Raw genomic sequence first — 24,741 nt, forward strand, 5'->3', positions numbered from 1 at the left:
GTGTTCCCGTCATGCCAGCCACGAAAAAAACGCGCCCTGCGGGCGGCTTCCCGGTCAACCTGTGTCATCATCCGGCCATGTCTGATTCAGATCAACCGCAGGGGCCGGTTACCCGCAACGGTCCCTCACTGTACAGCGTCACCGGCGTGGTGATCGGGACCTTCATCGGCTCTCTGGCCGCGGGCGTGGCCATGCTCTATCTGAATTACCGTGCGCTGGGTCGCGACGAACTCGCGCGGAAAGTCGCGATCTGGGGAGCAGTGCTGTGCATCGTGCTGATCGCGGCAACCACCCAGCTGCCCAATTCTCCGGCTACCAGCTTCGTGATGATCGGCCTCCAGGCAGCGGCCGCCTACTTCCTCACCGATCGTCTGCAGGGTGCAGCGATCGCCTACCACGTTCAGAACCGGGGCTTTCTGCATTCGAATCTGCGTGCCGCCGGTGTGGGGGCACTGACCGGGCTTTTCATACTCATCGGGGTATTCGCACTGGGGATATTCTGGACCATCCTGTTCGGACCGCCACCTGCCCCTCAGGGTTGAGTGGAAGCGGGTCGGTCGGCAGCGGCTCTGATCAGAAGCGGGCTGATCCGAACATCAGGAGGGTTCGCCCCGCAGCAGTGACTGCAAACGCCGGCTGCGCTCCTGCTCATGGCGCAAGGCGGATTTCAACTTCTGGATCTCGTCTCTGCTGTTGCGGATCTGATCGAGATAGGTCTGCTGCTGACGTTCGAGGTCGGTGCGGTAGCGGGCGGATATTTTTTCGATCTGCTCATTGTGCTGGCGGATCAGGGCTTCCAGATTCACCCGGCCTTCCTCTCCGAATGTCTCAGTCAGCCGGGTCTCGAGTTTGCGCTGAGAGGCCAGCGGATCTTCGAGCACGAAGTTGTCTTCAAGCAGTCGATTGGCTTTGCCACGAGGTTTGAGACCAAGGCGGTTGCGCCAGATCGCCCGCTGCACGATCTGCAGCGAATCAGCTTCACCCTCCTTCTGCGGCTCCCAGAGATTCATCGAGTGCCAGGGAACCGGGCACTGACCCCGACAGGCGAGTCTGATCGGTCCGGTACCCAGATCCGGGCCGGGGCCGGCATGCTCCATCAGGTATTGCAGCGGCACGTTGAAGGAACGGTCGACGTGACCTTCCTCATCAACCTTGAAAGAGAAGAACACGACCCCCCGAACGGACAGTGCGGTACCCACCACCACGTACGCCGCACGGGCGACACTGGCAGCAAAGCGCTCCAGAGTTGCGGCACCCTCCGTGACAGCATCGAATTCACACAGGCGCATTTCGCTGGCCACACCCATCAGGTCGGCCTCGAAGACCAGTACTGCTTCGGCAAATCCTTCCTGTTCAGTCATGCTGCTGACAACATCCTTGCGCGCTGCGTGTTCCCGCCCGGATCGTGACGATTGGCAGCCATCGGCGGTCGACAGCGGCCAGTGGCCGCCATTGGCTGATAGAACACAGGATCGGGAACTCCTGTTCTCAATCCGGTTATCTGGACAGAATGATTAGATCAGAGGGGGCAGCAAACTGCCGCGTGTCGGTTCACGGAAAAAACGCGATATCAGTCAAAACTCGTAGGCGTCGACCCAGGCGGGCTCCGGCTCTTCATGCAGAGGGTTTTCCCGGTCTGTTTCTGTCTGCCAGACCCACAGGGGTTCTCCCAGTTCTTCAAGCTCCATCCTGGATGCTCCTTAGGCTGCGTAAAAGTTGCGCAGATCCACGCACAGAAGGTGCGCAGTCTTATTTCTCTATGTCAGCAGGAAGCCTAGCTCGGATGTGTGAAAGTGCTATGACAGCCTTCAGGCGGGTTTGCCGCTGGTCTCGCCAGCGAGGAAGCCGACGATGTCGTCATAGTGGAAGGCCGCCCGCCGCGGACGCCGTTCCGCTTTCTGCCCGGCACCCACCTCTTCCGCATAGACCATGGTTTCGCCGCCGACGCGCAGCGCGTCCACGATCCGATATTCCCCTTCTCCGACTGAAAATCTGCGTCCTACGAGCTGATTCATGGCGATTACTCTGTACTTCAGGAGTCCGGCCGGTACCGCCTTGACGACATCCAGCCAGCACTGAGCATAGGCCAACCGCATGGGCGCGCGGTTAAGGAATGTAAGCACTTAGGCGGCGCATCTCCCACAATTCGTCCCGCGCCAGTCGTCCCGCCCCAGGGACTGCGGGGCTGCCGGCCAGAAACTGGGCAATCTGACCAGGCCAGAACCAGACCCCCAGGATAAATCTATAGATATCAATATCTTATAAGTGGCATAGGAGTTGCTTCCTGTCATACCAGTAATCCAGACAACTCGACAGATCTGCCGGACCGAATGTAACAGTGGAGAAAGTTTCGTGATCAAACGTGCAGCAATCCTGACCCTGGCAGCCATTTTCTGTGCGCTCGGACTCATCGGACTGGTGATTCCCATCCTGCCGGGTGTGCTGTTCCTGGGCGTTGCTCTGCTCTGCGCCGCCAGTGTGCTTCCGCAACTGGCACACCGTCTCAACCGCTATCCGGCCTGGCGTGACTGGCATATGCGCTGGCGCGCGGGTGCGCAACTACCCTTCGCCGCCCGCTTGAAACTCGCCTTCTGGCTCTCCGCGGAGGCCGCGACCCGGCCCTTCCGGACCCGCTGAACGCAGCATCAGCCCGAAGGCGGCAACCCCTTCGGGCAGCGGTTCGCGGACGTCGATCTCATCCGGGATGAGCACCTCAGGGCGGGTGTAGGTCGCAAGCATCGCGAGCAGTTCCGCCTCTGCTTCAAACCCGTTTTCGCCGTCACCGCCCCGGGAATCACCGGCAGCCGGCAGGCGCGCGGCAATCCGCCGGGCAAGTGCGATGTGATTCGGATCCGCCGTTACCCGGGCTGCCATCAGGTAGGCGGTAGCGAGAGCCGCATTCGCCCGCAGCGGTTTTTCCGGTGCCCGCACAGGCAGTCCGAACTGCCGACGCTGGTGCTCCGAAGTCAGCTGCCAGTAGGCGGCAGCCCCGCTGCGGCCAGCGATGAGAACAGCGGCGGGATCGGCGGCGAACCGCTGCCCGGCGAAAAACAGGCCCTGGCCATCCGCGAGCCACTCCAGCAGATAGGTGTCCGTCCGCTCGATGGCCCGCAGGTACCGTGCCTCCCGGGTCTTCGTGTAAGCCGCAGTGAACACCTGCAGAGCGCCGGCCTGATCCGACAGGCGCTTCTCATAGTCCGAATCGGCGGATGCGACCACACTGCCGGGCGTTTTCCCCGGTAGCGTCTCTGCGATCTCGAAGTGTGGTGTGCGGGCATAGACACCACCCCATACCGGATCGAGCAACTGCAACCACCCTTCCCCCAGCCTGTCGAGAGAGGCCGCCAGTTCCGGGCGCTCCGAGGCAAGCGCGTGGAGATAAAGGTAGGTGGCCCACTCCCGCGCATAGAGGTCGGGCAGCAGCACCACGCCCCCGCGCCCGTGCCTGGGCTCTGCGGCACCGGCAAGGAGGTAGGCGACCCGCTGCACCACCCAGCCCTCGATTTTCCTGCCGACTTCTGTTCTCTGGCCACCAGCCGCAGCCCAACTGGAGACCGCTGTCAGCAGTATAGAAAGCACCACAAAATAAACTTTTATCTTGCTGAATTTAATGCATTTTATGATGCGTACCATCAGGCGATCTCAATAGTGTTGCCGGGGTTGCTGCCATTGTGACGCAACAGCCTCAATCGAGCCGCTTCGAAAAACGCAGCGTTGCCAGCACCAGGAAAACGAGCACAAACAGCAGCAGCGGCCAGACTTCGGGCCAGAGATCCACCAGACCCGCTTCCCGCAACACGACCCCCCGCACGATTCGCAGAAAATGGGTCAGCGGAAACAGCTCAGCGAGCCAGCGTGCGGGCTGGGGCATACCTTCGAAGGGAAACATGAACCCGGACAGCAGCAGCTGTGGAAGAAACGTCATGAAGGTCATCTGAAAAGCCTGGAACTGATTGGTGGCGATGGTGGAAATGAGCAGGCCCAGGCTCAGCGTGGCCAGCACAAACAGGCCAATGCCGAGATAGAAATCGACCCAGTTCCCAAGCACGGGCACATCGAACAGACCGACCCCGAGCCCGATGATGACCGTGGCCTGCAGGTAGCCGATCAGCACGTAAGGCAGGATTTTACCGATCATCAGTTCCAGCCCGCCGATGGGAGTGGTGATCAGCAGCTCGAGATTGCCCCGCTCACGCTCCCGGACCAGAGCAACCGCTGTGAAGAGCACCATGGTCAGATTGAGGATGACCCCGCACAGACCCGGTACGATGAATACCGGCGAACGCCGCTCCGGGTTGTAGAGCACCCGCATTTCGAAACCCGGAACGTCCTGACCCAGCTCGGCGGCCGACAGCTGCAGCAGACCGCGCACGGCACTCTGAACCACCGGATCGCTGCCATCCACGAACAGCTGGGCCAGGGGCCGGTCTGCCGTAACCAGTCGCGATTCGAAGTCAGCGGGGATGAAAATACCGACCGAAACCCTGCCCTGCGCCATGGCCGCTTCCAGATCCGTCACCGATTCGAAACGGTAGTACACGTCGATGAGGCTGGTCGCCTGGGCCTTGCTGATCAGCAGCCGGGAAGCCGAAGTCCCGGCGTCGTCTACGACCGCGGCTCTGAGATGGCGCACATCATGATTGATGGCATAGCCGAACAGCAGAGTCATGATGAGGGGGATACCCAGAATCATCCCGCCTGTTAATCGATCACGGCTCAGATGGCGCAGCTCCTTCAGCGCAATCGCGACAATGCGATTCACACTGCCGCTCATGCAGGCTGCTCGGAAGTCGCCATCACGAACACATCCTCGAGGTTCGCCCGCACGAGCTGCACCCGGGCCTGTCCGTCTACAGGACGCAACAGCGACTCAATCATCTGCTGCGGATCTGCCACATCCGGAGCCACCAGCGCGTGAAGCTTGTTGCCGAGTTGCGCCACATGCCACACCGCCGGCGCGGCGAGGAGCTGCGCACGCAGACCCTTCGAGTCCGCGCCGCGCACCTCCACGACGCGCGCACCCAGCTCATTCATCAGATCGTCTGGGGCGCCGCTGGCCACCAGAGCGCCCCGGTTGAGAATGGCGAGCCGATGACAGCGTTCGGCCTCGTCCATGAAGTGGGTCGAGACCAGAACCGTAGTGCCATGATCGACCATTTCAAAAAGGTGCTCCCAGAAACGCCTGCGGCTTTCGGGATCCACGGCACTGGTGGGCTCGTCCAGAAACAGCAGTTCCGGGTCGTGCAGCGTGGCGCCTGCCAGGGCAAGTCGCTGACGCTGACCGCCGCTTAATGTACCGGTGATCTGCCTGGCCCGGTCTTCGAGCTGGAAACGCGTGAGCTGACGCGCTATCGCCGGCCGCCCGGCATCGGGTAAGGCATAAATGCGCGCCAGAAAACGCAGATTCTCCATTACGGTGAGGTCTTCATAGAGCGAGAACTTCTGCGTCATGTAGCCGATCTTGTGGCGCAGACGTTCCGCATCTTCCGGCACCCGCTCTCCCAGCACCATGGCACTGCCGGAGGTGGGCGTGAGCAGACCGCAGAGCATGCGGATCGTGGTCGATTTGCCACAGCCATTGGGGCCGAGGAATCCGTAGATGCAGGCCTTCGGGACGACGAGATCCAGATTATCCACCGCCAGCAGGTCACCAAAGCGCCGGCTCAGCCCGCGACTTACGATGGCATCGGCCTCAGCCACTGGGGAGGGACTCCGAGTCTGAAAGGAGGGATTCCGTGTCTGGAAGGAGGGACTCCGAGTCTGGAAAGCGCACCTCGACCGGCACCCCCACCGGCAGATCCGCAGGTTCCAGAATATCAACCTCCGCCAGATAGACGAGCCGGCTGCGATCATGCTGTGTCAATGCGTAAAACGGCGTAAATGCCGCAGCACTCGCTATCCAGCGGATACGACCCGCAAAATCCTCCGGATGGCCATCTACCCGCAGTTGAGCAGGAGCCCCCGTTTTCAGCAGCGTGCGCTGGGGTTCGGGTATGTGGACCCGGGCGTATAGCCTTGAGGCGTCGAGCAGCACCACCGCGCTCCTGCCTGCCTGGGGACGCTCACCGATTTCGTAGGGCAGCGCTTCGACCAGGGCATCGACGGGCGCCCGCAGCACGGCGCGGCTCAGATCAATTTCAAGATCTTCCACAAGCGCACTGGCGGCGGTGTAGGCGGCGCGCGCCTGATCCACCTGTTCGCTGCGCGTGCCTTCGAGCAGTTCCGCAAGCTGGGCTTCGATTTCTTCCCGCCGCGCCAGGGCCTCATCGACCTGGCTGGTTGAAATGTCTATCTGACTTCTGCTGGTGTAATTGGCACTGACCAGGGACTGTTGTCTTTCGAGTTCGTGGCGCGCGGTCTGCAGCGCACTCGATGCAGCGGCGAGACGCGATCTGGCACGCTCTATCTCCTGGGCACGGGGCCCGGCTTCGGCCTCCCGCAGTACCGCGAGAGCGCGGTCGCGATCAGCCCGGGCGCGGCTCAACGCCACGTCGAGCTTGGCGGTGTCCTGCTCCAGCAGCGCGGTGCCGGCTGGCACCCGGTCTCCTTCCTGCACCCGGATCATGCGGATGGGCTCGGTACTGAAGGCGGCGAGTTCGATGCGATCCCGCTCCAGGGTGCCCACCGCGTAATCGGCCACCGGCGTACCACAACCACTGAGGCAGGCAATCAGGACAACGGGGCCGCACCAGCCTGCTGGGTTCATTCTCTGCCTCCTGAGGCCGCTTCTTCCGGCATTTCACCCGCTGGTCCATCCGGAGAGTTTCCGCCGGCACCCATGCCCCTCATCAGCAGAGCCACTGCATGGTCGCCGTAGCTGCGGCCGAAGGCGCTGTCGAGTTCATAACCAAACAGCGGGCCCAGCACCGGATGGGCAAGGAACGGAAAGACACAGATGCCGATCAGGGACAGCAATGTGAAACGGGGATCCAGGTCCGCATTGAGTCGACCGGCCTGCATTTCCTCCATGACCCTGGCCGGCACCAGAGCCAGCGCCCGACGCGCGAAACGCTCCACGAACAGTGTGCGTAACGGTGTGTCCCGGGAGATCACCTCCCGCATCAGCAGTTGCGGAATCCAGGGATCGGCACTGATGACGCGGAGATAACTGCGCACCAGAACGGGCACCAGGGGCTCGGTCTGGGACGCCGCAACTGCGCCCTCGAGTGCGCCGAACAGCCGCTCCAGCCCATCGATCACCACCGCTTCCAGCAGCCCGGCCTTGTCTTTGAAGTAGTAGGCCACCATTGCCGGTGTCACGCCTGCGCCTTCGGCGACCTGTTTCAGGCTGGTGCCGTCGAAACCCTGGGCCGCGAACCGCTCCGCCGCCACATGAATCAGCCGGCCGCGCGCTTCCACTCCCTGCTCGCCGGAAGGACGGCCCACCGGATTGGGCGGGATCTGCTCCGGTACTTTCCGGGTTTTCACGCCCGACGACCCTGCAACACGTCCAGGTCTCCTCGATTCGTCTGTTCAGTGCCGGAATAGTAATTAATTGAATGTTTAATTACTAGCCCATGACCGGGTCCGGCAGCTGCCCGGCTGCCGGCCTTTGTGTAAAGTAGCCGGCAACCCTCCGGCGCCATCGCAATTGCCATCGCCATCGCGCTGAAGATTTTCAGGCACATCCCGGAACCTTGCCCATGCCTCTGGACTGGTTGAACACCCTGCCCCGCCAGCTTCTCGGTCTGCTGCCGACGCCGCTGCAGCCCCTGGATCGACTGAGTGCCGAACTCGGTGGACCCCGTGTCTGGGTCAAGCGCGACGACTGCACCGGACTGGCGACCGGCGGCAACAAGACACGCAAGCTTGAATACCTGCTGGGCGCGGCCAGCGCGGCGGGTGCGGACACGGTGATCACTTTCGGCGCCGTGCAGTCCAACCACGCCCGCCAGACGGCCGCCGCCTGCGCTGTTGCCGGTATGGAATGCCACCTGCTGCTGGCGCGGAAGGTGCCCTGGGACGACGTCAACTATGAACATCTCGGTAACCCGCAGCTCGATCGCCTGCTCGGTGCCAGCGTTCATCTGGTGGATGCCCGGGAGTTCAACAGCCGCTATGCCGCACTGCGTGCAGAACTGGAGGCCCGTTCACGTCGTGTGTATGTCATTCCCACTGGCGGTTCCAACGCCACCGGCGCACTCGGTTATGCCGCCTGTGCAGCGGAACTCATCGACCAGGCCAGTGCCCTTGAGGAACTGCAGCTCACGGACATTGCCCATGCAAGTTCCAGCGCAGGTACCCAGGCCGGCCTTATCGCCGGTTTCGCCGCCCTTAAGCCTTCGCCTGACATACGTGTGCACGGAATCAACGTCTCGGAGCCGGATCAGCAGTCGCTTTTCGATGCGGTGCAGAAAATCGCCTCCGAACTGCTGCAGACACACCAGCCCGGGACACAACTCGATCCCGGGCAGATCCTGATCGACTCGCGATATCTTGGTGAAGGCTACGGTCTGCCCACTCGGCTGACAGTGGAGGCCATCCGCAAAGTGGCAGCCTGCGAAGGGCTGCTTATGGATCCGGTTTATTCCGGCAAGGCAATGGGCGGACTGATCGATCGCATCCGTCGTGGCGAGTTCGACACTGTGCAGGATCTGGTTTTCATTCATACCGGCGGTAGCGCCGCTCTGCCGGTATACGGCTCGGTGCTCTGACAAGACATCCCGGGCATTTTGGAGTACCGTGCCTGGCTTTTCACCTGACCGCCTATCTCCCAGATTAAAAGACCTATGGCACAGAAGATCGTCCACACCCAGCTGCGGGGCAATGGTGTCCTGCGGGATCCGCTGCTCTACAAAGGCACGGCTCACACCCACGAGGAGCGAGAACTGCTGGGCCTGCACGGCCTGATTCCCGCCGGCTACAACACACAGGATCAGCAGGCGGTGCGCTTCTACGAGCGGCTGTGCACGGTAGCCGAACCGCTGGCGCGTTATCGGGATCTGCTGGCATTGCAGGATCGCAACGAGCACCTCTTTTATCGGATCCTCATCGATCACCTTGCTGAACTGATGCCCATCGTCTACACCCCCACCGTGGGACTGGCGACCCAGAAATTCAGTGAAGTGTTTCAGCGCGGTCGCGGCATCTGGATCAGCCCGGCCGATCGGGGCCAGATGAAGTCCCGCCTGGAAGCCGCCGTCTCCGGCCGGCAGATCCGTCTGGCTGTTGTTACCGACAACGAATCCATTCTCGGCATCGGCGATCAGGGTGCCGGCGGAATGGCGATTTCCATTGGCAAGCTGTCCCTCTACACCGCGGCTGCCGGAATCAATCCGGCGGAAACCCTGCCTGTGAGTCTCGATGTCGGGACCAACAACAAAGCACTGCTGCAGAATGATCTGTATCTCGGCTGGCGCGCGGAGAGAATGCGCGGGGCGGAATACGCGGAGTTCATTGAAGAATTCGTGACCGCGTTCACCGACCTGTTTCCAGACGCGCTCATTCAGTGGGAAGACTTCCGCAAAGACAACGCACTCAACATCCTCGAACGCTACCGCCATAAAAAACTGTCGTTCAACGACGACATCCAGGGCACCGGTGCCGTCGCGCTGGCGGGCATATTCAGCGCACTGCGGGTGGTCAATCAGACACTCTCGGCTCAGCGTATCGTCATCCATGGCGCTGGTGCCGCAGGTCTGGGTATCGCGCGCCAGATCAAAGCCGCTCTGCGCCTTGAGGGTGTGGCGGAGGAAGATCTGCACCGGCATCTGGCGCTGCTGGACAGCCGCGGACTGCTGATCGACGACGTACCGCCAAGCGATGCCTACAAAGCCGAGCTGTGCTGGCCACACGCAAGCGCCCTGGCAATCGGCATCGATGAGGACCGCACTCTCGAGGCGACGGTGGACGCCTATCGGCCGACGGTACTGATCGGCACCTCCGGTCAGCCCGGTGCCTTCCATCGCAGTCTGGTCCGTGCAATGGCGGACCATGTCGATCGACCGCTGATCATGCCGATGTCAAATCCGACCGCGAACACGGAAGCCACCCCCGAAGATCTGCTGGCCTGGACCGAGGGTCGCGCACTGATCGCAACCGGAAGTCCCTTTGCACCGGTCACGATCAATGACCGGCAGATCGAAATCGGCCAGGGCAACAACGTGTTCATTTTCCCCGCACTCGGGCTGGGTACCCTGCTTGCCGGGGCCCGTGAGGTCACCGACACCATGATCACCGCAGCCGCGAGCGCGCTGGCCGATCAGGTCACCGAACAGGAACTCGAACGCGGACTGCTGTATCCGGACATCTCCCGGCTGCGGGAAATCACCGCGCACTGCGCCGTGCGTGTCTGCGCCACTGCTTTTGCAGAAGGTACCGCCACCACAGCGCCTTTCGACGATATCGAAGCAGCGGTAGCGGATGCCATGTGGTGGCCCGACTACCCGATATTTCTCTGAGCTTGTCCGCCGATCAGTGAAACACGTCGTCCGGACCGCGGACGACCAGCTCCCCGTCATCATTGCGGTGTACTTTGGGATCCCCACCCGATCGCGCGAGCCCGGCCGCCATCGCTTCGTTCACACAGGCGGGGCAGAAACCCTCCCGCACCAGGTCTTCGACCAGAAATCCCATCAGATCATAGACAGACAGGGTGCCTTCGCTGCTTTCATTGAACCGCCAGAGCACATCTTCAAGCGTCTGCAGCGCGGCATCGCAGCGGATGTCGTCGCGCTGACGCTGCTGATCTTCTTCGGGTGTGGTGTCGGTCATCTTCGATTCCGGCTGATTTGCTGGGCGGATTGTAACGACTGCGATGCACAAATGCGCCCGCTGCGGTCGGGACCGGGTGTGCCGAACGCCTTTTCAGTCGATGAACAGGGTAGCCGGCTCCTCCAGAAAGGATTTCATCCGCTGAATCAGTGAGGCGGCGTCGTAGCCATCGACGAATCTGTGATCGAAGGAGGATGAAAGATTCATCATCAGCCGCACGGTGATAGCGTCATCGACAACCATGGGTCGTTTGACCGCTTTATTGATCCCGATGATGGCGACTTCCGGCGCATTGATCACCGGAGTCGAAACGATTCCGCCGAGGCGCCCGAGGCTGGTGAGGGTGATGGTGGAACCACCCAGTTCCGCCCGGGTAGCGCTGCCGTCCCGGGCTGCCTGGGCGACCCGGGCGATTTCTTGCGCCAGTGCGCGCAAACCGAGGCTGCTGGCGTTGTGCACCACCGGCACTTTGAGACCATCGTCTGTCTGGGTCGCGATTCCCAGGTGCACGCGCTCATATTCGAGCAGCACGCCGCGCTCACTGTCGAAGTGTGAATTGCAGTTGGGATGCGCCTTGAGCGCACGCATCAGAGCAAAGGCAATAAACGGCAGAAAGGTCAGAGACTCTCCGGCACCGGTGCGACGAACCGCATTCGAATCACCGTCGTCGGCACCGGTATTGAGTCTCCGGCGCAGAGATTCCAGCGCGGTGACATCCACCTCTTCCACATAGGCGAAGTGCGGGATCTCGCGCTTGCTGGCCTGGAGTCGGGTAGCGATCAGCCGCCTCACTCCGATGACTTTGCGCTCGATTATCGGGCCTACCCCGCTCACCGCGACTGCCGCCGCAGGTGCGTGGCCTTCCAGAGCGGCTTCAAGGTCCCGTCGCAGGATCCGTCCACGCGGGCCGGTGCCGGTGATGCCGGCCAGTGAGATGCCCGCTTCTTTGGCGTGGCGTCTGATGGCGGGGGATGTTCGAATTCTGGCGTCTGCTTCACCCTGCGCGGACACCTGACCTGCTTCAGGCTCAATCACCGGTGCTGCGGGTGCGGACGCTGAAGGGGCCGGCGCTGATGGTGCTGGTGCTGGTGCTGATGGCGCTGGTACTGAACTCGCCCCCTCCGTCTGCTCGTGCGTTTTTTCGTCGGCATTTTCACCGGATCGACTGACTGCCGGCGCAGGCCCGGGTGCCGGCTTCTCAACTGGGACCGGTTTTTTTGATGCGGATGCAGCTGGTGTTGCAGCCGTGTCCGTTGCAACCTCGAAAGCGATGAGCTCGTCACCGACCGCGACCATATCTCCCGGCTCACCGGTGGTCCGCAGAACCGTACCGGTTACCGGCGCCGGTACCTCGACATTGGCTTTGTCGGTCATGACATCGGCGATAGTATCGCCTTCGGAAACCCGGTCCCCGGGCTTGACATGCCACGCCACGATCTCAGCCTCGACAGTGCCTTCACCCAGATCCGGCAGTTTGAATACATACTCGCTCACGCCGCCTCCATCACCTTTTCAAGGGCCGCGGCAACCCGCTTCTGCCCGGGGAAATAATCCCATTCGAAGGCATGGGGATACGGCGTGTCCCAGCCTGTGACACGCAGAATGGGAGCTTCCAGCGAGTAGAAGCACTCCTCCTGCACGGTGGCGGAGAGCTCGGCTCCATAGCCGCTGAAACGCGTCGCCTCATGGGCGATCACACAACGCCCGGTTTTCTCTACGGATGTGCAGATCGTGTCGACATCCAGCGGCGCGAGGGTGCGGATGTCGATGATCTCAGCGTCCACGTCCGCCAGTCGGGCGGCCGCCTGACATACGTGCACCATGGTTCCGTAGCAGAGAACGGTCACATCCTCGCCCGGTTCGACGATCTCGGCCCGGCTGATCGGTACCGTGTAGTACCCCTCCGGAACCTCGCCCTTCGCATGAATCGTCCAGGGCACCGCCGGCCGGTCCGGGTTGCCATCGAAGGGTCCGTTGTAGATCCGTTTCGGCTCGAAAAAAATTACCGGGTCGTCGTCTTCGATCGCACTGATCAGCAGGCCCTTCGCATCGTAAGGATTCGACGGCATGATCACCTTGAGTCCGCAGACGTGGGTGAATACACCCTCGGGACTCTGGGAGTGGGTCTGACCACCCCGGATGCCGCCGCCACAGGGTGTGCGGATGGTTACCGGCGCGAAAAAGTCTCCCGCCGTACGGTAGCGCAGCCGCGCCAGTTCGGAAATGATCTGATCGCAGCCGGGGTAGATGTAGTCGGCGAACTGGATCTCAGCGACCGGCCGCAGACCGTTCACCCCCATCCCGATCGCGCTGCCGATGATGCCTCCTTCTGCGATCGGGGCATCGATTACCCGATGTTCGCCGTGTTTGCGCTGCAGCCCATCCGTGGTCCGGAAGACACCGCCGAAATAGCCGATGTCCTGCCCGATTATCACCACATTCGGGTCTCTGCTCAGCATGATGTCCATCGCCGAGTTGAGCGCCTGAATCATGTTCATCCGGGCCATTCTCAACCCTCCAGTGCGCGCAGTTCGTCGCGCTGCCTGAGCAGATGATTCGGCATGTCCTTGAACACATCTTCGAACAGTTCGTTGCGATCGAGACTCGGACCCTCAGTCATGGTGCCGTAACTGGTGGCTTCCACCCAGGCGGCGTCGAGCAGGGCCGTCAGCTCCTGTGTGAGCTTCTCGTGCTGTTCATCACTCCAGCAGCCCTCTGAGATCATATGCTGCTTCAGACGCTCCAGAGGATCCCCCAGCGGCCAGGCGAGCGCTTCATCCTTGGGCCGGTAGCGGGAGGGGTCATCACTGGTGGAATGGGCGTCTGCCCGATAGGTCACATGCTCGATGAGTGTGGGTCCATGACCCCGGCGGGCACGCTCTGCCGCCCAGGCAGTTGCCGCATACACCGCGAGGAAATCATTGCCATCCACCCGCAATCCGGCGATGCCATAGCCCGGGCCGCGCGCGGCAAAAGGCCGGTTCTCACCACCTGCAAAGCCCTGGAAAGTAGAGATCGCCCACTGATTGTTGACGATGTTCAGCACCACCGGCGCTCGATACACGGAAGCAAAGGTCATCGCGTGGTGAAAGTCTGCCTCGGCACTCGAGCCCTCGCCGATCCAGGCTGCCGCGATGGCATCCTCCCCCTTTATCGCGGACGCCATCGCCCAGCCTACCGCCTGGGGAAACTGGGTGGTGAGGTTTCCGGAAATCGAGAAGATGTTGCCCCGGGCCCAGTGGTACATCACCGGCATCTGGCGTCCTTTGCACATGTCCCGGGTATTGGACAGGCACTGACACATCAGATCCACCGGATTCCTGCCCCGGCTGATCTGCAGACCCTGGGTCCGATACGAGGGAAACAGCATGTCACTCGGTTCAAGAGCCATCGCCGCAGCGACGGCGACCGCCTCTTCACCGCGACTCTTCATGTAGAAGGAGATCCTGCCCTGACGCTGCATACGCACCATGCGGTCGTCGTAGAGACGGGTGAGCAGCATATGGCGCAGGCCGACCTGGAGATCCTGGGCTTCGAGGTGGGGATGCCAGGGTCCTACCGCCTCATGCGCATCGTCCAGCACCCGCACCATGTCGAAGGCGAGGCTGCGCTCAATGTCTCTGAGCCGGGTTGTGATATCCGGACGGGGCACTGCACCCGCCGGTGAGATCTCCACATAGCTGAAATCCGGGACATCACCCGGACGGCCCGGAGGATGGGGAATGTGCAGGCGCGGGGTACGGGACATGGCGACTTCCGTCCACTGTATTGCGGGCCAGTTTGGACCAACTGATCCCTCCAGACCAGCCGCCGCCGGCTCCCGCAGCGGCCCGCCCGCCCCACGCACGTCACTTCGAATTGATCCGGATCAACGCATCAGCTGCTGCCGGATGTCAGCCTGAAAGCCCGAATCGCCTCATCTGTGGAGTACTCATATGGCCGCCGTCGTAAGAGGGAAACACACCGTAACTGCCGCCCCATCAGACACCTACGATGCACTCATGAAGGTGTCCTGGAATTTCGACTATCGGGGCAAGGTGGCCAAGCTCGACGACCTCTACAACCGGGCCAAAGAAAACCAGTGGAATGCTTCGGAACTGGCCTGGGATACCCCCATCGATCCTTCCAATCCCATCATCGCGTCAGAACACAGTCAGTACGCCCGGATGCCCTTTTTTCAGAAGCTGTCCCAGACCCAGCGTGAGACCTTCTCGGCCCACTCCACCGCCCAGCTGCTCTCCCAGTTTCTGCACGGCGAGCAGGGGGCACTGCTCACCGCCGCAACGGTGGCCCATGGGGTACCCGACATGAAGGCGAAATACTACGCCGCCACCCAGACGATCGACGAAGCCAGACACGTGGAAGCCTACGACCGCTATGTCAATAAGATCGCCATTCACTATCCGATGGTGCCCTGGCTGAAGACCCTCATCGACACCACGCTCAACACCAACAATTTCTGCAAGGTGATGATCGGCATGAACATGATCATCGAAGGACTCGCGCTCGGTGCGTTCAACAACATGTACAAGCAGACCGAGGAGCCACTGCTCAAGTCCATCACCTTCAACGTCATGCGCGACGAATCCCGCCATGTCTCTTTCGGGCACGTCTACCTCACACCCACCGTCGCCGCTCTGCACCCGGACGAGCGGGAAGATCTTGCCCAGTTCGCCTTCGACGCGGTGAAAATCCTGGTCGAAGGACAGAAGACCCCCATGGATGCCGGTTTCCGGAAAGTACTCGAAGTCAGCGGCATCGACGCGAATGACTTCATGGCGGGCCTGAAGGAAGCCGCCGAGCTCGGCATCACCCGGGATCTGCCACCCGGTCAGATCCATTCCCTGAAGGACCTCATGATTCCCGCCCTGATCCGCGCAGGACTGGTGACACCCAGAACCAAGGCGATGTTCGAAGCAGCGGGAGTACCGGTGAACGCAGATCTGTCGGTGCTCGAGGCGATGGAAGACCGGAAATCCGACATGAACGTGCTGAACTCGGAACAGGCCGCGTACTAGTGCCGCTACAGGACATCCCGGCGACCGAGCTGCTCGCGAGCTTCCCTCAGCCCATGCTGATCATGGAGCCCAGCGGTTCGCTGCTGTACGCAAACCCTGCGGCCACCGACCTGCTGGGTCTCACCGGAGACCCGGTTGGCCGCAGCATCCTCGATTTTCTTCCCGAGCAGGAGCGCAGCCGACTCAATCCCCTTGCCTGGATGCAGCGCTGGGCGGAAGTGCCGGATGCTCCGGAGCTGCAGCACGTGCACCTGCTGGTGCAGACCGAAGACGGCAGAGAGCTTCCGGTCAGAGTGCGGGTCGGCCGTCTTCGGGAGGGTGTAGATGCCTGTTACCTGGTGAGTTTTCAGGACATAACGGCGGAGCAGTCCAGACAACAGCAGACCCGGCAGGCTCATCGGCTGGCGGCCAGAGTGCTGGCGATCTCAGCGGATGCGATCATCAATGTGGATCAGAACTTCAACATCCTCTACGGCAATCCGAGCGCCGAGAAACTGTTCGGGTACGCAAGCGGTGAACTGGTCGGCAAACCCCTCGACACGCTGCTGCCAGGACGTTTTCGCGCGGACCATTCTGCGCACATGCAGCGTTTTTCCGGTGAGCGCCACGCTGCAAGACTGATGGGTGAACGCAGTCAGGTGGTTGGACTCACCGCCACCGGCGAGGAAATTCCGCTCGAAGCTTCCATTACCAAGGTCACTCTGGATCAGCAGCTTGTCTACAGCGCTCATCTGCGAGATCTTCGTGAGCGCAACGCTCAGGCTGCCGAGCTCGCACGATCCCTTGCCAGTTTCGAAACGGTGTTCGAACACGCACTGCAGGCCATGGCACTGCTGGACGCACAGGGACGGGTGCAACAGATCAACGCTGCAGCGCGCCGACTGCTGCCGGAAGGTCTGGACGTCATTGGCCAGCAGTTCAGCACACTGCCCTTCTTCTCGGAGGATCCCGCCGCGACATCCGCACAACTGGAGGAGGCCATCACGGCCTGCAAAGAGGGGAAAACCTTCCGCGTGCCGGCCACAGTAGTATTCCCCGATGGTCACAGCCAGGCTCTCGACTTCTCCCTGACACCGGTCCTTCACCAGCAGAAGATGTTCGCCATGATTGCCGAAGCCCGGGACCTTCTCGAAACGAAAGAGGGTGCCGGTGCCTAAAATCATCTACGTGGAGCATAACGGCACGGAACACGAGGTGGAGGTGCCTGTCGGCACCAGCCTCATGCAGGGTGCCATCAATCACCTGGTTCCCGGCATTGAAGGGGACTGCGGCGGCCTGTGTGCCTGCGGGACCTGCCACGTCTATCTGACAGCCGAGTCGGCAGCGTTGTGCGGTGAACCGGATGAACTCGAACTGGGAATGCTCGAGTTTGCCTTTGATGTGAACGATGCCAGCCGGCTCTCCTGCCAGATTCCGGTAACCGAGGACATGGACGGCATGGTGGTGCGCATGCCCTCACGTCAGTACTGATACAGAGCGGCAGGCGAGGGCGCGAGGGCGGTCTGATCAGCGCTTCCTTAGGGGTATCCCCGTATTTCTGGCTATCCCGGGAGGTCGCAGAGTCACCTTCATGCCAGTTTTAGCCCGCGCCACATCTGTCTGCACACTCTGTCCCACCCGGTCGGTCTGTATTGCTGCCGATCTCGACGGAGCGGCCCTGTCTCATCTCGACGACTGCCTGAGTACTTCGGATCCCCTTGGGAAAGGAGACATCCTCTACCGTACGGGAGATCGATCCGAACACTGTTACCTGGTTCGTTCCGGCGCTTTCAAGACGACTGAGACCACCGGCGCCGGCGAAGAATATGTCACCGGCTTTGCTTTTCCCGGTGAACTGCTGGGATTGAGCGGGCTGCGTGCGGCACACTTCGAAGAGACTGCCATTGCCCTGGGCAGTGGCACGGTGTGTCGAATCCGTCTGCAGGAGCTGCCCCGTCTGTGGAGCCTGGGCGCGGGACAGGCTCTGCTGCGATTGATCGGCGAACACGAGCGTCTGCGTATCAACCTGCAGGTGAATCTCTGCCAGTCCCGGGCGCCCGCACGTATTGCCGGATTTCTGTCGCTCGCGAAACTCCGCTTCGCCAGACTCGGTTTCGATCCCAACCACCTGCCGCTGTCCATGAGCCGTACAGATCTTGCCAACCATCTCGGACTCACCCTGGAGTGCCTGTCGCGGGTACTCAATACCTGGCGGCGCACAGGCGTGATCGATACCGACCGCGACCTCATCCGCATCCTCAAACCCGATGAACTCGCCTGCAGTGCACCGCACCTCGGCGGTGTTTGAAAAGGAACACGATCCGTGAACAGCCATTTCGACCCGGACCTCATCCGCGCATACGACGTCAACGGCCCACGCTACACGTCCTACCCGACCGCCAACCTGTTTTCCGAGTCATTCGCACCGGACGCATACACCCAGGCACTCCGGGAACTTCCCGACAGCGCACCTTTGAGCCTGTACATTCACGTGCCTTTCTGTGCCACGATCTGTTACTACTGCGCCTGCAACAAAATCATCACCAATAACCGCCGTCACGCAATCGGATATCTGAACAGCCTGTTCACCGAGATGGATCTGGTCAGCAGTCAACTGCAGGGCTTCCATCCGGTGGAGCAGCTTCACTTCGGTGGCGGGACCCCGACCTATCTGAGCGACGCGCAGTTCGTAGAAGTCTTCGACCATCTCCAGAAGCGCTTCCAGCTGCAGAGCGGGCCGGACCGGGACTACTCCATCGAGATAGATCCCCGCACGGTGACACCTGAGCGAATCCGCTTCCTCTGTGAAATCGGAATCAACCGCATGAGTCTCGGGATTCAGGATTTCGACCCGGATGTGCAGCTCGCCGTGAATCGACTGCAGAGCGAAGACGATACCGCCGCCATCATGAGAGCAGCACGCGACAACAGCGTGAAGTCGATCAGTGTGGATCTCATCTATGGACTGCCGAAACAGAACCCGCGCAGCTTCACCCGGACTCTGGAACGCGTGATCGGCCTCAATCCGGACAGAATCTCCCTGTACAGCTACGCTCACCTGCCCGCGCGGTTCAAAACCCAGCGACAGATCAACACCGCCGACCTGCCAAGTCCGGAAGCCAAGCTGGGCCTTCTCCAGCTTGCTGTCGAGACGCTCAGCGCCGCCGGCTACATACACATCGGCATGGACCACTTTGCCAGACCTGAAGATGAGCTGGTGAAAGCTCAGGCTGATGGATCCCTGCACCGGAACTTTCAGGGCTACACGACCCACGGCCACTGCGAACTCGTAGGGCTCGGGGTAAGCGCCATCAGCAGTATCAGCAACCGCTATTGCCAGAATGCCAAGAGCCTGCCTGATTACACCGCCGCACTGGCGTCCGGACGACTGCCTGTCGAGCGGGGTCTGCTGCTTACCGGGGAGGATACGATGATCCGGGAGATCATCGGTGATCTCATGTGTCACTTCACACTGGATGTCCGGGCTCTGGAAGCCAGCTATGGCGATCCGGGACGTGAAGTCTACGAATCCGCGCTCCCCGCCCTCAGGCCTCTGGCCGAAGATGGGCTGGTCGAACTGCTGCCCGGTCGGCTCAACGTCACCGAACGGGGCAGGTATCTGATTCGCAATGTGTGCATGGTGTTCGACCGCCATCTGCCGGTGGCCACAACCAGTTTCTCAAAGGCTATCTGAACACCGGGCTGATCAGCGGGAACGTATGAACTGGGTGTCTATGGCACCATCCAGCTCGCCGAGTTCGTAGCGCAGCGCCGTTGCTGCTGCTTCCGCGCCTGCGAGGGATCGATAATCCGCCACGCAGGTGACGAGCAGCGCCAGCAACACATCCTCCCTGCTGCATCCGTCTCCCTCGCCGGCTTCGAGCGCCCGGGTAATCGCCCCTCTGGCAACACTGTACTTGCTCATTCCGGGTGATCGACCCGAACCGCCAGAACATCGCACTTAGCGCCGTGCAGTATGCCATTTGCGGTGGATCCGAGAATTCGACCGAGGCCATGCCGGCCGTGACTGCCCACGATGATCAGATCGGTGCGTAAGCCTGTCGCCATCTCCCGGATCTCGTGAGTCGGAGAACCCAGTACCACATGGACGTGATCCGGCTTGATCTGGAATCTGGTTGCGAGGTCGCCGAGCTGATCCTGGGCCTGTTTCATCGCTTCCTCTTCGAAGGACACCGCGCCCGATGCGATCGGCGCCATATCCAGACCGCCGTAAACCTGGGTCAGGGGTTTGATCACCGTGAGCAGGTGCAGGCTGGCATTGTTGTTGTCAGCGATCTGTTGCGCCCGCTTCAGGACTTGCACAGATTCTTCAGACAGATCCACGGCAACCAGAATGTTTGAATACCCCATACGCACCCGCCCCGATTTTTCCTGGATAACCAACGAGCCTACGCGATCCGCCTGCACTGACTACCCGTGGATCACCGCCGTCCGGATTCGGAAAGCCCTTAGTGACACATCAGTGGCCGGTCGAGGTTAATCGGGGTTCATCTGCCAGGGCCCGAATGAATCATGCCAAATCTGAACACCGCCCGAAAGCTACTCGAAGCCAGGCGAATCGAAATGATGGAACGGCACGAGCGGATTTCGCGACACACCCGCCATCGGGAGGAGCCGCTGCCGGCCGATTTCGCGGAGCAGGCAGTGGAACTCGAAAACGGCGAAACCCTGATCGCCCTGGACCAGGAACTGGAAGCCGAGATAAAGAAAATCGATCGCGCACTGGCGAGAATCGAGTCCGGCGACTATGCCTACTGCGAAAGCTGTGGAGAGGCAATCGGCGACGACCGTCTGGATGCCGTACCCGTCACCGTACTCTGTATCGATTGTGCGAACGACAAGTCCCTGACCCGGGACTGAAGCGATGCAGGAGCCCAGGGTCAAATCAGCGATGACGGCTTTCCCCTATGCCATTGACGTCATCGCACCCATTGGCGAGGCGCGGGCGCTCATGCTCGAACGCAGGGTGCATCATCTTCCGGTGACCCGGGGCGATGAACTGGTCGGTATCATCACCGACCGGGACATCAAGCTGATCCTGGGTCCCGAACTGGGCTCACCGGACCCCAAGGAACTCACTGTCGAGGATGCCTACGTGAGCCCGGGCTATGTCGTGGATCTCGATGTACCCCTGCAGCAGGTGCTGTCCACCATGGCCGAACGCCACATTGGCGCCGCGCTGGTGACACATCACGGCCGCCTCGCCGGGATATTCACAGCGACAGATGCCTGTCGGGTGTTTGCCGCCTATCTGCAGGAGCGCTTCCATCCTCCCGCTGCATCCGCATGAAAGGAGACAATTGATGATGCCGCTGCGTCTTCTGATTCAGATCCTGATCCTGCTGGCGAGCGGCTGCTACAGCAGCGTATCCGGCGATGAGGCGGCAGAGACTGCCGAACACCCTCCCGCCTATGATGGCTCGGCACTCTACCTTGCCAATTGTTCGAACTGTCACGGCCTCTATGGCGAGGGAGACGGTGCCGTCACTCCGGACCTTTCGGTGGTACTGCTGGATCTGAGGTATCTTTCTGCCCGCAATTCAGGCAGCTATCCCGAGGCCTTCGTCCGGGACATCATCGACGGCAGAACCACACGCGCGACTCACGGGCCATCGGGCATGCCTGTGTGGGGTGCGGAATTCACCCGGTCTGAAGGGTTTGACGAGCCGGCCCTGGCCAGAGCGCAGGCGAAGGTGGATGCGCTGGTCGAATTCCTGCGCAGAATGCAGATTTCAGACTGACAGTCCCCGCTCCTCCACGCGGCGCAGCACCCAGCGGGTCAGCACCGGTGACGTCAGCTCAAGCAGGAATGTGGTTGCCAGAATCACACTCAATATGGTCTCCCGATACTCAGGGAGCCGCTGCGAAGCCATCAGGGCCATGCCGAGAGCCACACCAGCCTGGGCCAGCAGGGCTAAGGACAGCATGCCGGGCGCCCGGACTTCTACACTCAGCAGGCGGTTTGTCACAGCCAGTCCGAGCCAGGTACCGATTCCCCGGGCAAGGATATAGAGGACACCGATGACACCCACCAGCGTCAGAGATACAACGGCGAGCGATGCACCAGCGAAGATGAAAAACAGAATCATGAACGGCCACTCGGCCTGCTCTACGGACTGAAACGGCTTTTCGGAGTCTTTGCCGAAGCTGGCGACGACGGCGCCCATGGTCATCGCAGAGAGAATCGGCGAGAGGTCGAAAACGGCGGCAGTGCCTGCGCAGAGAAACAGAAATCCGAAAGCTTCGGCCTGGGTGGAATCACCGTTCACCTTCAGCGAAGCCAGCCGAACGGAGAGCAGTCCCATCGCCACTCCGAGCAGCCCGCCGAGCAGCACACTTCCGAAAATTTCCAGCACTCCCAGCCACAGCGGCTCCAGACCCGGGGTGCCTGTGAGTACGGTAGCCGCTGCCAGCAGAAGTGAAAAGAGGATCAGACCCAGGGCATCGTCGATGGCAACGATGCTGAGCAGCTGATCGACAAAGTCACCACGCACATCCGCCTCTTTCACCACATCGAATGTCGCAGCAGGCGCTGTCGCCGAGGCGATGCCGGCAAACAGCAGCGCAAGCGGCAGCTCGACACCTGCGCAGATCAGCACCACGAAAACCACCAGCGCGGACCCACACACTTTCCCGAGTGCCAGCAGCGTCATGTCTGCTCCCCGCGCACGGAGGATTACCGGTGAGAGATGGCGGCCCAGCAGAAAACCCACAAGCGCCAGCGCAACCCCGGTGAGCTGCGGAAACCACTCATCAATGATGCGCCCGGAAACGAGATCAAGCCCATATGGACCGATGGCGACCCCGCAGGCCAGCAGCCAGGTGATACGGGGCAGCGGAGTGGCTTTGCCAATGACGTCCGCCACCAGACCAACCAGAAACAGCCCGCCCAGGACCAGCAGATCCATTTAGGGAAGTGCCCACATCAGGGATGGATGGTGAGCAGATCGCAGGGTGAGCGAGTGAGTATTTTTTCCGCCGAGTTGCCGAGCAGGCGGGCGTTGATCCCACGCCGGGCGGCACTGCCGACGACAATCAGACCCGCGTTGATCTTGCGCGCTGTGGCGTTCACCATGTGACCCACCTTACCGGCCGGCCGGTGCACGCGGGCAGCCGGAATACCGTAGCGGCTGATCAGAGACGCCAGGAATTCTCCCGTGGCCTCGATTGCCTGCTTGCGGATCTTACGCGGGTTTACCAGATCCAGATCGTGCAGTACCTCGGAATACTCAACCACAGCAACACAGTGCAGCTTGCCGCCCTGCAGTTCTGCGAAACGCGCAGCCGCGTCCAGTACCTTCAGATTCAACATCTGATGTTTACGATCCGCGTTGCGCAGATCGAGTGTGGCCAGCACATCGCGGCCGGCCTTCTTCCGGGACTTTTTCCCGGATCCACCGCCTGATTGACTGCCCACCAGCAGCAGAGGCTTAGGGCAGGAGCGGATGAGCTGCCAGTCCAGTGGTGTGTGTACAAGGGTCTGGGTCTTGTGCACCGACTTAACCACGAGATCCACGTCACTGGCATGCTCAGCAACCCACTCCGCGATATCCGAGGTCCACACCGTTTCCAGGCTCAGATTCCCGGCAAGCAGGTTCCGATCCCGCAGGGTGGCGTCCAGCCACACCTTCCGCTGGCGGAGAATTTCCTTTTTCAGCGCGCGGCGCTGGTGGACATCGTAAACCGGGTTCTGTTCCACCATCGCCTGCCAGGCAAAGGACGTCAGATGCAGATGAGCATTGCTGTGCCTGTGCAGCTCGATTGCCCGTTCCAGAGCCGCCTGGGGATGTTTGGGTTTGTCCAGGATGACAAGTATGGATCGCGGGTTCTTCACGCTGGGGGTATCCTCATGATTACTCAGTTTTCGATGACTTGCCGGCCCGCCGGGCGGTCTTCGCAGAGCGATTTCTGCTGCGCAGCGGTACCGTCAGTACATCGGTATCAACCGCATGGAGAATACGCTCCGAGGTGTTACCGAGTAAAACACCACCCACACCTTCCCGGGCATGGGTACCCAGGATCAGCAACGCCGCATCGGCCTCTTCGCAGACTCTGGCGAGCACACCGGCGGCCTGTCCTTCATCGAGAATGAGGTGTCGATAGCGGATACCCGCCTTCTTCACCAGCTTCGCAATACGATCACGGATGTCCTGTTCCACAGCATCTTTGATTTCCTCATAGCTCTTTACCGCCCCGAGTTCACCTACCCAGGGTTCGAACAACGGATAGGCACAGACCAGACAGAGGTCGGCAGAAAGCGCATCGGCCAGGTGGCGCGATTGAGCAAGCAGATCGAGATTCAATGCCTGATGCGTTTCATCGAACACGTCCAGCGCACACAACAGAGTCGGCGTCTTCGGCCATGCCTGAGGCTTGACGATCATCACCGGCACCTTCGAGTGTCTGAGCAGATTCCACTCGGACGGGGTGCGCACCAGCGCGCCGATCCCGGCAGCCTGCTTTTCATCCGCGGCTTTGAGAATCAGATCGGCATCAGTTTCAGCCGCAGCGTGCAGCACACCCTCCCAATGGCGGGAATTCCACAACGTGGCGGACTCGAGGTCGGGCAGCCTGGACCGGACCCTGAAAAGCTGCTCTTCGAGTTCGCTCTCGGCGGATTCGAGCAGAAAGGTCTTCAGCTGCGCTGAATTCTCGATGGCCGAAACACTGAGATCGGCTATCCCTTCATAGATGACCTGCACCACATGTACCCGGGTAGCGGGTCCTGAGAGAAGCCGTGCTTTCTCAAACAGGTAGGACGAACTCAACGCGTCGTCGTAAACCAACAGAAGGTTTTCCGGATGCATCTTCGAGTTGTCGCCAGGCGGGTCGCCTGCCCGGGAACGCTTCACTGTTCGATTCTGTTTCTTCGCAGCCACCTTCACATCTCCCATTCCGTTGAGCAGGACCTTCACTCACACGGTAACGCCCAATCCCCGGTAAGCTATCCGTATTTCCACCGAACCCTCGGAATCTACCTAATGGCCTGGATCGACTCGGACGGTAAGGT

The 24,741-nt window shown here is 61.1% G+C and carries 28 protein-coding genes; 12 read left to right on the forward strand and 16 right to left on the reverse strand.

Annotated features, from left to right (window positions below; genetic code table 11):
- Window positions 1-77 precede the first annotated feature (77 nt).
- Window positions 78-542, forward strand: a complete 465-nt coding sequence (locus tag R3E82_07500) for a hypothetical protein (protein MEZ5550714.1) — start codon at window positions 78-80, stop codon at window positions 540-542.
- A 54-nt stretch (window positions 543-596) separates the two neighbouring features.
- Here the strand turns inward: R3E82_07500 and R3E82_07505 are convergent, their stop codons facing one another.
- Window positions 597-1,361, reverse strand: coding sequence for a hypothetical protein (locus tag R3E82_07505; GenBank protein MEZ5550715.1), 765 nt, complete (start codon window positions 1,359-1,361; stop codon window positions 597-599).
- Window positions 1,362-1,808: 447 nt separating this feature from the next.
- Window positions 1,809-2,015 (reverse strand): hypothetical protein, encoded by a 207-nt coding sequence (locus R3E82_07510; GenBank protein ID MEZ5550716.1) that lies wholly within the window; start codon window positions 2,013-2,015, stop codon window positions 1,809-1,811.
- Window positions 2,016-2,352: 337 nt separating this feature from the next.
- Here R3E82_07510 and R3E82_07515 point away from each other — a divergent pair, with 337 nt between their 5' ends.
- The gene (locus R3E82_07515; protein MEZ5550717.1) at window positions 2,353-2,637 is read left to right on the forward strand and encodes a DUF454 family protein; all 285 of its coding nucleotides are present in this window, start codon (window positions 2,353-2,355) and stop codon (window positions 2,635-2,637) included.
- On the opposite strand, the gene R3E82_07520 is transcribed toward R3E82_07515, so the two are convergent.
- The 5 genes from R3E82_07520 to R3E82_07540 all read right to left on the reverse strand — a co-directional run bounded on the left by R3E82_07520 (window position 2,560) and on the right by R3E82_07540 (window position 7,428).
- A complete protein-coding gene (locus tag R3E82_07520; protein MEZ5550718.1) occupies window positions 2,560-3,582 on the reverse strand; it encodes a hypothetical protein in 1,023 nt (340 codons plus the stop codon). The two genes, R3E82_07515 and R3E82_07520, sit on opposite strands and share 78 nt — an antisense overlap.
- A 103-nt stretch (window positions 3,583-3,685) precedes the next feature.
- Complete coding sequence (locus R3E82_07525) at window positions 3,686-4,774, reverse strand: ABC transporter permease (GenBank protein MEZ5550719.1); 1,089 nt, start codon at window positions 4,772-4,774, stop codon at window positions 3,686-3,688.
- Window positions 4,771-5,700 (reverse strand): ABC transporter ATP-binding protein, encoded by a 930-nt coding sequence (locus tag R3E82_07530; GenBank protein MEZ5550720.1) that lies wholly within the window; start codon window positions 5,698-5,700, stop codon window positions 4,771-4,773. Before R3E82_07530 ends, R3E82_07525 begins: the two co-directional genes overlap by 4 nt.
- Window positions 5,693-6,706, reverse strand: coding sequence for an HlyD family efflux transporter periplasmic adaptor subunit (locus R3E82_07535; GenBank protein MEZ5550721.1), 1,014 nt, complete (start codon window positions 6,704-6,706; stop codon window positions 5,693-5,695). Before R3E82_07535 ends, R3E82_07530 begins: the two co-directional genes overlap by 8 nt.
- Window positions 6,703-7,428, reverse strand: a complete 726-nt coding sequence (locus R3E82_07540) for a TetR family transcriptional regulator (GenBank protein MEZ5550722.1) — start codon at window positions 7,426-7,428, stop codon at window positions 6,703-6,705. The genes R3E82_07535 and R3E82_07540 overlap by 4 nt, the downstream gene beginning before the upstream one ends.
- Window positions 7,429-7,643: 215 nt before the next feature.
- Between R3E82_07540 and R3E82_07545 the strand changes: the two genes are divergently transcribed.
- Both R3E82_07545 and R3E82_07550 read left to right on the forward strand, forming a co-directional pair.
- Complete coding sequence (locus R3E82_07545; protein ID MEZ5550723.1) at window positions 7,644-8,654, forward strand: D-cysteine desulfhydrase family protein; 1,011 nt, start codon at window positions 7,644-7,646, stop codon at window positions 8,652-8,654.
- A gap of 75 nt (window positions 8,655-8,729) precedes the next feature.
- On the forward strand, window positions 8,730-10,400 hold the full coding sequence (locus tag R3E82_07550; GenBank protein MEZ5550724.1) for an NAD-dependent malic enzyme: 1,671 nt from the start codon (window positions 8,730-8,732) through the stop codon (window positions 10,398-10,400).
- A gap of 13 nt (window positions 10,401-10,413) precedes the next feature.
- Here R3E82_07550 and R3E82_07555 read toward each other — a convergent pair whose 3' ends face one another.
- The 4 genes from R3E82_07555 to R3E82_07570 form a co-directional block, all read right to left on the reverse strand.
- Window positions 10,414-10,713: a hypothetical protein gene (locus R3E82_07555; protein MEZ5550725.1), complete on the reverse strand. Its 300-nt coding sequence runs from the start codon at window positions 10,711-10,713 to the stop codon at window positions 10,414-10,416.
- A gap of 93 nt (window positions 10,714-10,806) precedes the next feature.
- Window positions 10,807-12,207: a dihydrolipoamide acetyltransferase family protein gene (locus R3E82_07560; protein MEZ5550726.1), complete on the reverse strand. Its 1,401-nt coding sequence runs from the start codon at window positions 12,205-12,207 to the stop codon at window positions 10,807-10,809.
- Complete coding sequence (locus tag R3E82_07565; protein MEZ5550727.1) at window positions 12,204-13,220, reverse strand: alpha-ketoacid dehydrogenase subunit beta; 1,017 nt, start codon at window positions 13,218-13,220, stop codon at window positions 12,204-12,206. The genes R3E82_07560 and R3E82_07565 overlap by 4 nt, the downstream gene beginning before the upstream one ends.
- 2 nt (window positions 13,221-13,222) lie before the next feature.
- The gene (locus tag R3E82_07570) at window positions 13,223-14,461 is read right to left on the reverse strand and encodes a thiamine pyrophosphate-dependent enzyme (GenBank protein MEZ5550728.1); all 1,239 of its coding nucleotides are present in this window, start codon (window positions 14,459-14,461) and stop codon (window positions 13,223-13,225) included.
- 187 nt (window positions 14,462-14,648) lie between these two features.
- Between R3E82_07570 and R3E82_07575 the strand changes: the two genes are divergently transcribed.
- The 5 genes from R3E82_07575 (at window position 14,649) to hemN (ending at window position 19,404) form a co-directional block, all read left to right on the forward strand.
- Window positions 14,649-15,731, forward strand: coding sequence for a ferritin-like domain-containing protein (locus tag R3E82_07575; GenBank protein ID MEZ5550729.1), 1,083 nt, complete (start codon window positions 14,649-14,651; stop codon window positions 15,729-15,731).
- A complete protein-coding gene (locus R3E82_07580; protein MEZ5550730.1) occupies window positions 15,731-16,888 on the forward strand; it encodes a PAS domain S-box protein in 1,158 nt (385 codons plus the stop codon). The genes R3E82_07575 and R3E82_07580 overlap by 1 nt, the downstream gene beginning before the upstream one ends.
- Window positions 16,881-17,201 (forward strand): 2Fe-2S iron-sulfur cluster-binding protein, encoded by a 321-nt coding sequence (locus tag R3E82_07585; protein ID MEZ5550731.1) that lies wholly within the window; start codon window positions 16,881-16,883, stop codon window positions 17,199-17,201. Before R3E82_07580 ends, R3E82_07585 begins: the two co-directional genes overlap by 8 nt.
- A gap of 100 nt (window positions 17,202-17,301) precedes the next feature.
- Window positions 17,302-18,018, forward strand: coding sequence for a helix-turn-helix domain-containing protein (locus R3E82_07590; protein MEZ5550732.1), 717 nt, complete (start codon window positions 17,302-17,304; stop codon window positions 18,016-18,018).
- A gap of 15 nt (window positions 18,019-18,033) precedes the next feature.
- The gene (gene hemN, locus R3E82_07595) at window positions 18,034-19,404 is read left to right on the forward strand and encodes an oxygen-independent coproporphyrinogen III oxidase (protein MEZ5550733.1); all 1,371 of its coding nucleotides are present in this window, start codon (window positions 18,034-18,036) and stop codon (window positions 19,402-19,404) included.
- Between the two features lie 12 nt (window positions 19,405-19,416).
- Here hemN and R3E82_07600 read toward each other — a convergent pair whose 3' ends face one another.
- Both R3E82_07600 and R3E82_07605 read right to left on the reverse strand, forming a co-directional pair.
- Window positions 19,417-19,635, reverse strand: a complete 219-nt coding sequence (locus R3E82_07600; protein MEZ5550734.1) for a hypothetical protein — start codon at window positions 19,633-19,635, stop codon at window positions 19,417-19,419.
- Window positions 19,632-20,081, reverse strand: a complete 450-nt coding sequence (locus tag R3E82_07605) for a universal stress protein (protein ID MEZ5550735.1) — start codon at window positions 20,079-20,081, stop codon at window positions 19,632-19,634. Before R3E82_07605 ends, R3E82_07600 begins: the two co-directional genes overlap by 4 nt.
- 213 nt (window positions 20,082-20,294) lie before the next feature.
- Between R3E82_07605 and R3E82_07610 the strand changes: the two genes are divergently transcribed.
- The 3 genes from R3E82_07610 to R3E82_07620 are packed head-to-tail and all read left to right on the forward strand — an operon-like array spanning window position 20,295 to window position 21,472.
- Window positions 20,295-20,591, forward strand: coding sequence for a TraR/DksA family transcriptional regulator (locus R3E82_07610; protein ID MEZ5550736.1), 297 nt, complete (start codon window positions 20,295-20,297; stop codon window positions 20,589-20,591).
- A gap of 4 nt (window positions 20,592-20,595) precedes the next feature.
- On the forward strand, window positions 20,596-21,021 hold the full coding sequence (locus tag R3E82_07615) for a CBS domain-containing protein (GenBank protein MEZ5550737.1): 426 nt from the start codon (window positions 20,596-20,598) through the stop codon (window positions 21,019-21,021).
- Between the two features lie 13 nt (window positions 21,022-21,034).
- Window positions 21,035-21,472, forward strand: a complete 438-nt coding sequence (locus R3E82_07620) for a cytochrome c (GenBank protein MEZ5550738.1) — start codon at window positions 21,035-21,037, stop codon at window positions 21,470-21,472.
- On the opposite strand, the gene R3E82_07625 is transcribed toward R3E82_07620, so the two are convergent.
- The 3 genes from R3E82_07625 to R3E82_07635 are packed head-to-tail and all read right to left on the reverse strand — an operon-like array spanning window position 21,464 to window position 24,610.
- Window positions 21,464-22,639, reverse strand: coding sequence for a cation:proton antiporter (locus R3E82_07625; GenBank protein MEZ5550739.1), 1,176 nt, complete (start codon window positions 22,637-22,639; stop codon window positions 21,464-21,466). The genes R3E82_07620 and R3E82_07625 overlap by 9 nt on opposite strands.
- Window positions 22,640-22,656: 17 nt before the next feature.
- A complete protein-coding gene (locus tag R3E82_07630; protein MEZ5550740.1) occupies window positions 22,657-23,565 on the reverse strand; it encodes a universal stress protein in 909 nt (302 codons plus the stop codon).
- A gap of 19 nt (window positions 23,566-23,584) precedes the next feature.
- Window positions 23,585-24,610 carry a universal stress protein gene (locus R3E82_07635; protein ID MEZ5550741.1) on the reverse strand — a complete coding sequence of 342 codons (1,026 nt, stop codon included), beginning with the start codon at window positions 24,608-24,610 and terminating at the stop codon, window positions 23,585-23,587.
- Between the last annotated feature and the right edge of the window lie 131 nt (window positions 24,611-24,741).

This window comes from Pseudomonadales bacterium, from assembly GCA_041395945.1.
GTDB lineage: Bacteria > Pseudomonadota > Gammaproteobacteria > Pseudomonadales > Azotimanducaceae > SZUA-309.